This is a genomic window from Deinococcus aerolatus (genome assembly GCF_014647055.1).
Lineage (GTDB): Bacteria > Deinococcota > Deinococci > Deinococcales > Deinococcaceae > Deinococcus > Deinococcus aerolatus.
This window is the reverse complement of sequence record NZ_BMOL01000001.1, coordinates 35,425-47,500: the sequence shown is the minus strand read 5'-3', so window position 1 is coordinate 47,500 and position 12,076 is coordinate 35,425. Positions and strand designations below refer to the sequence as shown.

The 12,076-nt window shown below is 67.3% G+C and carries 10 protein-coding genes (1 of these 10 cut by a window edge); 6 read left to right on the top strand and 4 right to left on the bottom strand.

All coding sequences use genetic code 11. The annotated features are described in order from the left end of the window. Window positions 1-128, bottom strand: the 5' end (the start) of a protein-coding gene (locus IEY31_RS00205) for a hypothetical protein (RefSeq protein WP_188967849.1). It extends 139 nt beyond the left edge of the window; the window shows 128 of its 267 coding nt (coding positions 1-128); the start codon lies at window positions 126-128; its stop codon lies off the left edge, out of view. A gap of 85 nt (window positions 129-213) precedes the next feature. Here IEY31_RS00205 and IEY31_RS00200 point away from each other — a divergent pair, with 85 nt between their 5' ends. Then, window positions 214-1,107 (top strand): metallophosphoesterase, encoded by an 894-nt coding sequence (locus IEY31_RS00200; protein ID WP_188967847.1) that lies wholly within the window; start codon window positions 214-216, stop codon window positions 1,105-1,107. 52 nt (window positions 1,108-1,159) lie between these two features. Next, complete coding sequence (locus IEY31_RS00195) at window positions 1,160-1,729, top strand: peroxiredoxin-like family protein (protein WP_188967845.1); 570 nt, start codon at window positions 1,160-1,162, stop codon at window positions 1,727-1,729. Between the two features lie 129 nt (window positions 1,730-1,858). Here IEY31_RS00195 and IEY31_RS00190 read toward each other — a convergent pair whose 3' ends face one another. The 3 genes from IEY31_RS00190 to IEY31_RS00180 all read right to left on the bottom strand — a co-directional run bounded on the left by IEY31_RS00190 (window position 1,859) and on the right by IEY31_RS00180 (window position 6,080). Further along, entirely contained in the window at window positions 1,859-3,133 is a 1,275-nt protein-coding gene (locus tag IEY31_RS00190) for a S41 family peptidase (RefSeq protein ID WP_229723216.1), read from the bottom strand. Between the two features lie 246 nt (window positions 3,134-3,379). Then, window positions 3,380-4,606 (bottom strand): MFS transporter, encoded by a 1,227-nt coding sequence (locus IEY31_RS00185; RefSeq protein ID WP_188967843.1) that lies wholly within the window; start codon window positions 4,604-4,606, stop codon window positions 3,380-3,382. A gap of 103 nt (window positions 4,607-4,709) precedes the next feature. After that, on the bottom strand, window positions 4,710-6,080 hold the full coding sequence (locus IEY31_RS00180; RefSeq protein WP_188967841.1) for an FAD-dependent oxidoreductase: 1,371 nt from the start codon (window positions 6,078-6,080) through the stop codon (window positions 4,710-4,712). Between the two features lie 124 nt (window positions 6,081-6,204). On the opposite strand from IEY31_RS00180, the gene IEY31_RS00175 reads away from it, so the two are divergent. From IEY31_RS00175 to IEY31_RS00160, 4 genes are all read left to right on the top strand, one after another. After that, window positions 6,205-6,963, top strand: coding sequence for an ABC transporter substrate-binding protein (locus IEY31_RS00175; RefSeq protein ID WP_188967839.1), 759 nt, complete (start codon window positions 6,205-6,207; stop codon window positions 6,961-6,963). 240 nt (window positions 6,964-7,203) lie between these two features. Next, complete coding sequence (locus IEY31_RS00170; RefSeq protein ID WP_188967837.1) at window positions 7,204-8,436, top strand: MFS transporter; 1,233 nt, start codon at window positions 7,204-7,206, stop codon at window positions 8,434-8,436. A gap of 342 nt (window positions 8,437-8,778) precedes the next feature. Continuing rightward, window positions 8,779-9,261, top strand: coding sequence for an NUDIX hydrolase (locus tag IEY31_RS00165; protein WP_229723215.1), 483 nt, complete (start codon window positions 8,779-8,781; stop codon window positions 9,259-9,261). Then, on the top strand, window positions 9,258-12,032 hold the full coding sequence (locus tag IEY31_RS00160; protein ID WP_188967833.1) for a valine--tRNA ligase: 2,775 nt from the start codon (window positions 9,258-9,260) through the stop codon (window positions 12,030-12,032). The genes IEY31_RS00165 and IEY31_RS00160 overlap by 4 nt, the downstream gene beginning before the upstream one ends. The last annotated feature ends 44 nt before the right edge of the window (window positions 12,033-12,076 follow it).

The following is a 12,076-nucleotide window of genomic DNA, read 5'->3' as shown; positions in this document are numbered from 1 at the left end:
TCCGCCGCGCCGGGCAGCCACTCGGCGGGCAGCTGGAAGGTGCGGCCCCGCGTGTCCTCCACATCGGCCAGACCCGCGTCCTCGTCCAGTACATCAATCACAAGCAGGTAGTCGGTGTCGGAGCTCATCTGTGGCAGTCTAGCGCCCGGGCCGGACCTGTTCTGCATCCTTTTGGGGAGGCACTGCCCCCGCCGGGGGGGTAGGCTGCGGGCCATGTCTGCGTCCCGTCTGCGAGGCCCCATCCTGACCCGCCGCCGCGTGCTGCGCGGGCTGGCGGGCGGCGGTCTGGGGGTGGGGCTGCTGGGAGGTGTGGGCGCGGCGCAGGCCTACCGCTTCGGCATGACGCGCCACACCCACGCGCTGCCCGGCTTGACCCGGCCGCTGCGGGTGGCCTTCCTGACCGATCTGCATTACGGCCTGTTTATCTACGGGGGCAGCGTCCGCGCCTGGGTAGACGCTGCCAACGCCGCCCGCCCGGACCTGATCGTGCTGGGTGGTGACCAGATGGACTACCGCGCCGACGAGCCGCCCGCCGGTCTGCTGGCCGAACTGCGCCGGCTGAAGGCCCCGCTGGGCGTGTACGGCGTGTGGGGCAACCATGACTACGGCAGCGTCGGCAAGTACCACAGCCCGCACTATGGCCCGGCCCGAGACGACTGGCCGCAGCGGCGTGAGCGCCTGCGCGTGGCCTACGGGGAGGCGGGCGTGACCATCCTGCGTAACCAGGGCCGTGCGGTGCGGGAGGACCTGTACCTGGCCGGGGTGGATGATCTGTGGGAAGGCGAGGTCGATCTGCGGGCCGCCCTCGCCGGGAAGCCGGGCGGGGGCGCCACACTGCTGGTCAGTCACAATCCCGATCTGCTGCCGGACCTGACGCCGGGCATCGGCCTGACGCTGTGCGGCCACACCCACGGCGGCCAGATCCGCCTGCCGTTGATTGGGGCGCCGGTGGTACCCAGCCGTTACGGCCAGCGCTACGCGATGGGTTGGGTCACGGGGGCACACGGCACGCCCGCCTATATCAGCCGGGGCCTGGGCCTGAGTGGGGTGCCGCTACGCAGCCTGTGCGAGCCAGAAGTGGCGGTGTTCGCGTTAAAGCCCGAATGAAAGGTGGGCCAGAGGGCTGTTGCTTTGCTTTCAACACTGATGTAATCACTACATGACATCTTTTGCTGAGCCAATCACCCCCGCCGTCCTGATGCCCCGTCAGAGCGTCCCAGCGCTGGACGTGCCGCTGGTGTCGGGCGGGCGTTACACCCCTGGCAGCAATGCTGGGAAGAACTTTGATCTCATCGTGTTTTACCGCGGCCTGCACTGTCCAATCTGCGTCAAGTATCTGCTGGAACTGGAACGTCTGGCCGACAAATACGCCGAGCATGGCGTGCGGGTCGTCGCCATCAGCAGTGACGGCGAGGAGCGCGCCCGCAAGATGGCCGAGAAGGTGGGGGCGAAAGGCATCGAGTTCGGATATGACCTGGGTCTGGACACGGCGCGGCGCTGGGGCCTGTACATCAGCGCTTCACGCGGCGTCACCTCGACCGGCCTCGAAGAGCCTGGGCTGTTCAGCGAACCTGGCGTTTTTCTGGTTCGTCCCGACGGCACGCTGTACTACGGCTCGGTCCAGACCATGCCGTTTGCCCGCCCCCCGTTCGCCGATCTGCTGGGCGCGGTTCAATACGCCCTGGACAAGGATTACCCGGCACGCGGCGAGTACGGAGGCGAGGTCTGAAGGTCGTGTCGGCCCTGCCGGCAGGCTGCGGCGCTTCTGACTGAACAGGGAGGGGAATCTGGTGCTACCAGGGCATCAGATACGGAGCCCCGCCTCGCCTAATTTCGCGCAGCCCTGGACGATGGTTTTTTACTTCGCCGCCTTCAGTTCCAGTGCCTGCAGGGCCGCCTCCAGCGTCACGTCGCGGCCCTCGCCGGTCAGCGCCGGAATGTCGCCGGGAACCAGCACATCCGGCGTGATGGCCTCCGGCAGGGCCTCGCCGCGCTCATTAAAGGCGCGTAGAACCGTCACCGACACCACGCCGCCGTCGGGCAGGGCACCGAAGACCACGCCGCTGTTGCCCACGCCACGGGTCTTCTCGCCCACGACGGTGGCCCCGGCCCGCTGGGCGTAATACGCGAACACCTCGGCGCAGGACGCGGTGTTCGGTCCCACCAGGACGGCGGCCGGTCCCTTCCAGGCCGCGCTGCCCGGCGGCACGGTTTTCAGGTTGAGAAAGTGGCCCCGCGTGCCGTTCACGCCGGTGTAGCTGTAGGTCGACAGTTTGCCGTTGTAGCGGGTCTGCGACTGGTACTCCACCGGAGCAAAGATGCTGGCGGCGGCCACGCACTCGGTCAGGCTGCCGCCGCCGTTGTAGCGCAGGTCCACGATCAGCCCGCGTGCGCCCGCCGCCTGCGCCTCGTTCAGCCGCTCCAGAAACAGGGTGGAGGCGTCGCTGGGCAGGAAGGTGGGGTAGGAGATCACCGCCACCCGGCCATCCGCCCCCGCCCAGGACAGGGTAGGCACGTCGCGGGCCAGCAGGGGGCGGGTGCTGAGGCTGAGGGCCTGGTCCGGCAGCGCGGGCCGCCGGACGGTCACGCGAATAGGCCGGCCTTCCCGCTCCAGCCGGACAAACTCGTTGGGACCGGCCGGGGCATTCTCGTCGCCGCGCTTGCCCGCCGCCTGGCCATTTACAGTGGTCAGCAGATCAAACACGCGCAGGCCCTCGGCCTCGGCGGGGCTGCCGGGCATGATCGACACCACCAGCAGGCCGCCCTCCACCCGCACCACCCGCGCCCCCGTGCGCTGAACAGCCAGGTCCTGCGTGACCTCGCGCAGCCGCACCGCCGCTTCCGGGTCGCGGACATTGGTGTGGGCGTCGCCAAACTCCTTGAACAGGTCTTTGAGCACCTCGCGGCCCGTGTCGTAGGGGCAGGCCTCGCCCTGCTCCGAACACCGGACGCGCAGCAGGGCGTCGTATTTCTCGTTCAACGCCTTGAGGTCCGCTGTAGACCAGCCGTAGTACCCGCGCGTGACCTGGTCGGTCGCCGCGCGGAACAGGTCGCTGGCCGGGCTGGCTTCCGCCACCGACAGGGTCAGCAGCAGCGCCGGAAGCAGCATGCGGAGGGAGCGGAGTTCAGGCACACCTCAGCGTAATGCGCGGCGCGGCCTGGGCGTGAGGGGCAGGCTTGCAATCCGGGACACCCGACAGACCCAGGAGATGTTCAATCTCACGGCAGCTGCAAACCCCTGGCTCATACGGGTTCCGGGAGTGGAGTTGGCAAACCGGCGCCCTCCCGGTTTGTTAACTCCACTCCCGGAACCCGTTCTACTTGTTCTCGCTTCGCTCGGATTTTCATCGTTTTGCAAACGATTCAATCGGAGCCCGTATCAGGCGTCCCGCCGCAGCTTGCCGCACTGCCAGAACGCGGCGGCGCACAGCAGCAGGCTGATGGCAAAGACCGGAAGGTAGCCGAAGCGGTCCGCGATCAATCCGCCCAGCACGGGCGTGAACAGGGCCGCGCCCACCAGCGTGTTCAGCGTGCCGATGTAGCGGCTGCGGGCACCAGCCGGCGCGATGTTCAGTAGGTGGTTGGTGTGGCCCAGGTTAAAGCCCTGCGCGGCCACGCTGGTCAGCAGGAACACGCCCAGGTACGCCCATTTGCCCAGCCCCAGCAGCCCCACCAGGGCGGCGTACAGCGGGGCCAGCCCGTAAAACACCGAGGCGTAGCGGATGATCCGCCGCGAACCCTTGCGCTCGGCCACGCGCTGCCACACGATGTTCGACAGCGGGGCCGCCCCGGTCAGCGCCATCACGAAGGCCCCCAGGATGGCGGGCGGGAAGTCCAGCACGCGTAGGGCGTACACCGCAAGAAATGGATCGCTCATGCTCGCCCCGGCCAGCAGCAGGCGCACGGTCAAAAAGGCCCGGAAGTGCGGGTCGCGCAGCGTTTCGGGAATGGCGCGGAACTCGGCGCGGTAGCCGTGCGCCTCTTGCGGGGGGTCCGGCGGCTCCTGCACCCGCCCAAAGATCCAGTAGCCGAAGGTGTAGGCCGCCGTCCCCAGGGCGAAGATCAGGGCGTAATTGAGGGGAAACTCCAGCCCTGAGCCCAGAATCCAGCGCACCAGCAGCCCCGCCCCGAAGGCCAGCAGCCCGCCGTACAGGTTGCGCGTGCCGAAAAAGCGCGGGCGGCGCTCGGTGCTGACCGTCTTGCTGACCACTTCCAGGAACGGCAGCCCGGCCACACCGGAGGCCAGGGAATTGATCAGCATCGCCAGCACGAACAGCGTCAGGCACAGCGCGGGCTGATCGGCCAGGAACGCGGCGATCAGGGCCATCGACAGGTAGGTCAGGGTACGGATCGTGGCTGCCGAGCGGTACACCGGCAGCTTATGGGGCAGGCTGCGGACGCGCGCGGCCACCAGCAGTTGCGGCAACATCCACCCGCCCCCGGCGATGGCAGGCAGCAGGCCGATCACCCAATTGGGCGCGCCCAGCTTGGAGGCGAACCCGGCCACCACCACTGTCACGTTGAGAAAACCGTCGCCCACGAAAACGCCCCAGCCGTTCAAAATGCCCAGCTGCTCGTTGCGGTCCCATCTGCGCCATGCCCTCATTGGGCGCATTATCCGCGCCGGACCCGCCCGTGGTTCGGGATGGGAGGACGCGGACGGCGGGCAGGTCATCCGGGCGGGGCCGGGCGGAAGGCCCGGCCCGCGTTCAGCCCTCCTGGCCCTCGCGTTTGATGTGCAGTTCGCGGCTCAGGCGGTCGGCGGCCACCAGCAGCACGTCCCACACCCCCGAGAAGGGCGGGGCATACGACAGGTCCGTCTCGAACAGGTCCTGCACCCGGCCGCGCCCATGCAGCAGGGCAGCCACGACGTCCACCCGCTTGACGCTCTCGTGGTTCTGGCAGACCAGCTGTGTGCCCAGCAGGCGGCCCGTGCTGCGCTCGGCGGTCAGGCGCACGTGGATGGGCTTGGCGGTGGCGTAGTACCCGGCGTGATCGGTGCTGCTGACGTCCACGCTCACGGCGTCCAGGCCCAGCGCGTCGGCCTCGGTCTGGGTCAGGCCGGTGCGGGCCACGCCCAGGGCAAAGGTCTTGAAGATGCCGCTGCCCACCACGCCGGGAAAGGTGGCGTCGCCGCCGGCCATGTTGACCCCGGCGATCCGGCCCATGCGGTTGGCGGTCAGCCCCAGCGGGATATGCACCTTTCGGCGGGTGACCCGGTGGGTGGACTCGGTGTTGTCGCCCGCCGAGTACACGCCCGGCACGCTGGTTTCCTGGCGGACGTTGACGGCCACTGCCCCGGTCTTGCCGATGCGTGCCCCGGCAGCGCAGGCCAGCCCCGTGTTGGGACGCACGCCCACGGCCACGATCACCAGGTCGCCGCGAATCAGGCCTTCGGTGGTCTGCACCCCTGTGACGTGCCCGTCCTTGCCGGTCAGGCTCTCGACGGTGGTGCCGCAACGCACGTCTACGCCGTTGCTTTCCAGCTCGGCGCGGACCCGCCGCTGGTACTCGCGGTCCAGCATGCGGCCCGCCACGTCGGGGGCCTGTTCTACGATCACCACGCTCAGGCCCCGGCAGATCAGCGTCTCGGCCATCTCCAGCCCGATGTAGCCGCCGCCGATGATCACGGCACGTCTGGCCGTCTGGAGGCTGGCCTCAATCGCCTGTCCGTCGGGAATGTCGCGCAGGACATGGACGCCGCCCAGGTCCGTCCTAGCCCAGTCGGGGCGGACGGCCGAGACTCCGGTGGCGAGTAGCAGTTTGTCGAAGGGCTCCACGGCGCTGCGTCCGGAGTCCCGGTCCACCACCGTCACCGTTCCGCCGCTGGCGTCCACGCCGGTCACCTCGTGGCGCAGCCGGACGCCGATGCCACGGGCGCGCATCTGGTCCGGTGTGCGGGCGATCAGGTCATCGAAGCTGTCCACATCGCCGCCCAGCACGTAAGGCAGGCCACACGCGCCGTAGCTGATGTACCCGCCGCGCTCGAACACCACCACGTCCGCCGCTGGATTGTGCCGCACGGCGCGGCTGGCCGCACTCATTCCAGCGGCCACGCCGCCGACAATAACAATTCGCATGGGGCAGTCTAGGGTGTGGGCCGCCGTCGTGCCGGACCCTGCCCTGGACGTTACAATGCCGTTCATCAATCACATGTCTGGCGTCTGCTCAGGGCGCTGGATTCAGCACGACAAAGGAGTTCACATGAAACGAGCCATCCTGACCCTGACCGCCCTTGCCCTTCTCGCCACCACCGCCCAGGCCCGCAGCTGGGATGAGATCAAGCAGAGCGGCACCATCAAGATCGCCACCGAGGGCGCATTTCCGCCCTTTAACGTGCTGGAAGGCAAGAAGCTGACCGGCTTTGAAGTCACGCTGGCCGAGGCGCTGGCCAAGGAATTGGGCCTGAAGGTGGAGTGGGCCACCCAGCCTTTCGACAACCTGCTGATCGGCCTGAACCAGGACCGCTACGACTTCGTGATCGCCAGCCACGGCATCACGCCGCAGCGGGCCAAGGCCGTGGATTTCTCCAACCCCCACTACTGCACCGGGGGCGCCATCGTCGCCAAGCCCGGTGGCCCCATGACCGCCGCCGATCTGGCCGGCAAATCGGTGGCCGTGCAGGTGGGCACCACCTACCTGGAAAATGTCCGCAAGGTGGCTGGCGTGGGCGACATCAAGACCTTCCCCAAGGACACCGACGCCCAGGCCGCGCTGATGTCGGGCCGCGTGGACGCCTGGGTGGGTGACAAGTTCACCGGCATCGATCTGGTCAAGGCCCAGAAGGGCAAGGTCAAGCAGGGCGCGCTGCTGTTCAAGGAAAGCATTGCCATGGCCGTCAAGAAGGGGAACAGCAGCCTGCTCAAGGAGTTGAACTCGGCGCTGGACAAGTCGCTGAACAACGGCACCTACGCCAAGATCAGCGGCCAGTACTTTGGCCAGGACATCCGCTGCCGCAACTGAGCGGCCCAGGTTTCTAAAAAACTGAGCGGCGGTTCCTATGGGGCCGCCGCCTTTGCATGGGCCACCTGGCGGAGGCGCGGCGCAGGCCCTGGGCCTACACTGATTTCAGCCTCAACCCTGGGGTAATCCATCCATGTCAACAGCCCTCTGACCCACCACGTCAAGAATCTGCGCCCATGATCCACAGGAGGCGCGGCTGTCCCCATGACCAGACCGGGCTGTTGACACCCAGGAAAAAACATGTTGAAAACAAGTGACCCCACGCGGGTCTATCTGACGCTGTCGGCGGGCCTGTCGTTCGCCTTTGCCCTGGCCTACACGCTGCAAGGGTTGTATTTCGTGACCGTGGCGGGGCTGGACCCGCTGCAACTGCTGCTGATCGGCGCGGCGCTGGAGGGAGCCGCCTTCATGTTGGAAGTGCCGACGGGCGTGATGGCTGATGTGTACTCTCGCCGCCGCTCGGTAATTCTGGGGTGCGTGTGCCTGGGCGCGGCCATGCTGCTGGTGGCGGCCTTTCCGGTGTTCCCGGCGCTGCTGCTGACCCAGATCGTCTCGGCGGCGGGCTACACCTTTCTCAGCGGCGCGCAACAGGCGTGGCTGGCGGATGAAGTGGGCGAGGACCAGGCTGCACACCTGTACCTGCTGGGCAGCCAGTACGGGCGGGCGGCGGGGATTGCCGGGATTGTGGCGACGGCGGCGCTCGCCATATTGGACCTGCACATTCCGATTCTGGTGGGCGGCGTGGTGGCCCTCGTTCTTGGCCTTTACCTGTGGCTGCGGATGCCCGAGAACGGCTTTTCTCCAGCCCCACGTGGGGAACAGCAGACCTGGGCTGCGCTGTCGGAGACGCTGCGCCGGGGGGTACGTGAGGTCCGTGCCAGCTGCGTGCTGACCCTGCTGATGCTGACGGCCCTGCTGTACGGCGCGAGCAGCGAGGCGCTGGACCGCCTGAACGACTTCCTGCTGGTCGTGGAGGTGGGGCTGCCCGGTGGCCTGAGCGCCGCGAACTGGTTCATTGTGCTGGCGCTGACCGTTCAGGTTGTCGGCCTGGGCGTGACCGAACCGCTGCGCCGCCGCATCAATCCGGCGGACGCGCAGGCGGCCTCGCTGGCGCTGCGCTGGGTGCTGGGTCTCAGCGCGGCGGCGCTGCTGGCCTTCGCCTATGCTCCCGGCTTCGGCTGGGCGGCGCTGGCACTGGTGGTTCACGGCGTGCTGCGCGGGCTGTACTCGCCACTGTACGACGCGTGGATCAACCGGGGGTTGAATCCAGCCTCCCGCGCCACCGTCAACTCCATCGCCTCGCAGGCCGACGCGCTGGGACAGGTTACCTTCGGTCCGGTGTTCGGGGTGCTGGGCAACGTGCTGGGGGTGCGCTCGGCCCTGGCCCTGGCCGCGCTGGTGCGGTTGCCCGCGCTGCCGCTGCTGGGGCGGGCCGGGGGCAGGCCGGATGCGGCGGATGCGGACCCGCATTAAGCCGGTCTGCCGCTCTCCCTGGCCCCGCCGCCGCGTATACTGGCGGGGCAGTGACCGGGAGGAGTACCCGTGCAAATGCGCCCACAGGAAGTCCAGCGCTTGACTGAGAAGCTGGACGGGAACGCAGCCGGAGAAAGTCGCCCGCGAGCAAGACGGAAGAAGCCGCGTGAGCGGTGAGTAGACCCGTCCGGGTGCGCCCGCCACAGCGCGTTCAGAGCGCCCGCCATGCAGGTGGGAATTGCGGTGGTACCACGGGACCTGTCTTTTCTGACGTCTCGTCCGCGCACAGGTGAGAGCCTGGCGGACGGGGCGTTTTTTCGTTTCTTAGGTGGGGAGGGGGTAGTGGTCACGTTTTACGACAATCAGGCGGTCGCGCGGCAGGATGCGGAGCGGCTGGGCTTACGCGAGAAGGTGCTGTGTCTCGTCGTGCGTGGCTCGTCCCTTCTTGTCTTTGACCATGCGGATGTGCCGGATGCGGGGGTGCAACTTCCAGCAGGGGGCACCGAACCAGGCGAAACGCCAGCCGATACTGCCGTGCGCGAACTGTTCGAGGAATCGGGCCTTTCGCTCCGTTGCCCACGCCACCTCGTCTCTTACCGCTGGGAGGCGCAGCTTCCAGAGCGCTTCACCCGTCAGGTTTGTCACGCCTACGCCTTTGTCGCCCCGCCCGGCCTGCCCGACGCCTGGACCCATCCCGCCGACGGACACGTTTTCGCCTACCGCTGGGCCGCGCTGAGCGCCCCCGGTCTGGACTGGGAGATGGACGCCGCCCTGCCGTTTCTGCATTCCGATGCTACTCCCCCTCTTCAGGAGACCCGCCCATGACTGAACTGCCAGAATCCACCCCCGAAACGCTGATGCCCGAGAACGACTCCATCCTGGCCAAGCAGTTTGACCCCTCGGCCATCGAGCCGGGCTGGGCGGCCCGCTGGCGCAGCGAACCGTTCCGCGCCGACGCCACGAGTGGCCGGGAGCCGTTCACCATCGTGATTCCGCCGCCCAACGTGACAGGCAACCTGCACCTGGGCCACGCGCTGGACAACACGCTGATCGATACCCTGATCCGTTACAAGCGCATGGCGGGCTTTGAGGCGCTGTACCTGCCGGGCATGGACCACGCCGGGATTTCCACGCAGGTGCTGGTGGAGCGTCAACTGCGCGAGCAGGGCGTGTCCCGCCACGATCTGGGCCGCGAGCGCTTTCTGGACAACGTGTGGGAATGGAAAGCCAATTTTGGGGGGATTATTCTGGACCAGCTCACGCGGCTGGGCGTCAGCGCCGACTGGACCCGCGAGCGCTTCACAATGGACGAGGGCCTCTCGCGGGCCGTCCGTGCCCAGTTCGTGCGGCTGTACCACGACGGAGCCGCGTACCGGGGCGAGCGCATCGTCAACTGGGACGTGGCCGCGCAGACCACCCTGTCCGAACTGGAAATTGACCGCGAGGTCCGCAAGGGTAAGATGACCACGCTGTCCTACAAGCTGGAGAACTCGCAGGCCGCTCCCAGCAACGGCGAGGCGGGTGAGATTCTGATCGCCACCGTGCGCCCCGAAACGATCTTCGCCGATCAGGCGATTGCGGTGCATCCCGAAGACGGGCGCTTCACGCATCTGGTGGGGCAGAAAGCCCGGATTCCCCTCACAGACCGCTTCATTCCGATCATCGCTGACGCTGCCGTGGAAATGGACTTTGGCGTGGGCGCGCTCAAGATCACCCCGGCGCATGATCCCACCGACTTCGAGATCGGCGAGCGCCACGGATTGAGCCGCCCCAGCGTGATTGATCTGGAAGGCAATCTCACCTCGGATCTGGTGCCGGAATCCTTCCGGGGCCTGGAGCGTTTTGCGGCGCGGAAAGCAGTGGTCAAGGCGCTGATCGACTCTGGCGACCTGCTGGAGGAAAAGGACCACGACACCGCCATCGGCCTGTCCGAGCGGACGAAGGTGCCGGTGGAGCCGATCATCAGCACGCAGTGGTTCGTGCACATGAAACCCTTCGCAGATCAGGTCCTCGCCGGGCTGGACGCCGGGGACATGCGGCTGGTGCCGGAGCGCTACGGCAAGGTCAACCGTGACTGGCTGGAGAACATCCGCGACTGGAACATCTCCCGGCAGCTGTGGTGGGGCCACCAGATTCCGGCGTGGTACGACGCGGACGGCAACATCTACGTGCCCGATCCCGAGAACCCGGAGCTGGATTGCGATCAGGACCCCCGCTACGCGCACCTGGAACTGCGCCGTGACCCGGACGTGTTTGACACCTGGTTTTCCTCGAACCTGTGGCCCTTTTCCACCCTGGGCTGGCCCGATACCGACAGCGAGGACTTCCGCAAGTTCTACCCGACGCAGGTGCTGGTCACCGGCTACGACATCCTGTTTTTCTGGGTGGCGCGGATGCAGATGGCCGGGTACGGGCTGACCGGGCAGGCCCCGTTTGACACGGTGATGCTGCATGGCCTGTACCTGGACGCCAAGGGCCAGAAGATGTCCAAGAGCAAGGGCAACGGCATCGATCCCCTGGAACTGTTCGAGCAGTACGGCGTGGACGCCTGCCGCTTTGCCTTTGCCTTCCTGAGTACCGGCGGACAGGACATCCGCCACGACGCCCGGCGGTTCGAGCAGGGACGCAACTTTGCCAACAAGCTGTGGAACGCGTCCCGCTTTGCGCTGATGCGTCTGGGCGAGGCCATGCCAGGACTGGAAGGCGACGATGACCTGACCACCTACGTCCGCAGCCTGATGCCCGACACGGTCAGTGCGGCACTGAGGAGCAAGGAGGTGCTGCTGCAATTGGTGGCCCGTGGCGACCTGACCCCGGCGGACCGCTGGATCATCAGCCGCCTGAATGCCGTGACTGCTGAGGTGAGCGGGCAACTGGACGCCTTCGATCTGGGCGCAGCGATTCGCACGCTGTATTCGTTTACCTGGGACGAGTTCTGCGACTGGTACATCGAGGCCGCCAAGCCCGCGCTGGCCGAGGGCCGGCTGGGCAGCATGGCCACGCTCAAGGCCGTGCTGGAGCATATCCTGAAGCTGCTGCACCCCTTTATGCCGTTCATTACCTCCGAGGTCTACGCTGCGCTGGGCCACCGCCGCCAGCTGGCACTGCACAGCTGGCCGCAGCCGGTGGACGCCCTGCACGACGCGGAGGCCAACCGCACCTTTGGTGGCCTGCGCGACGCAGTGGCCGCCGCCCGCAGCCTCAAGAATGAACTGGGCCTGTCGCCACAGGACCGTCTGGGCGTGGTGGTGGAGGGCGAGCAGGCCGCAACGGTGGCCGCCAATACAAGGGTGGTGGAGAGCATCGCCCGCGTGAAACTGGTGACCGCGCTGGAGGGCCGCACCCTGTCTGCCGTGGAGGGCGGCGTGACTGTCCGCGCCCCACTGGAAGGCACGGTGGACATTGCCGAGTGGCTGGGCAAGCAGAAGAAAAGGCTCGCGGAGCTGGACAAGCAGATCAAGCAGGCGCAGGGCAAGCTGAACAACGAGGGGTTCGTGGCCCGCGCCCCCGCCGAGGTGATCGAGGAGGAGAAACGCCGCGTGCAGGACTTCGGCGCACAGAAGGAACGGTTGGAAGGCGTGTTGGCGCAGTTCTGAGGTGCTTTGCCTGGCCCAGGGCGCAAGTCTGAGGCTGGGAACGG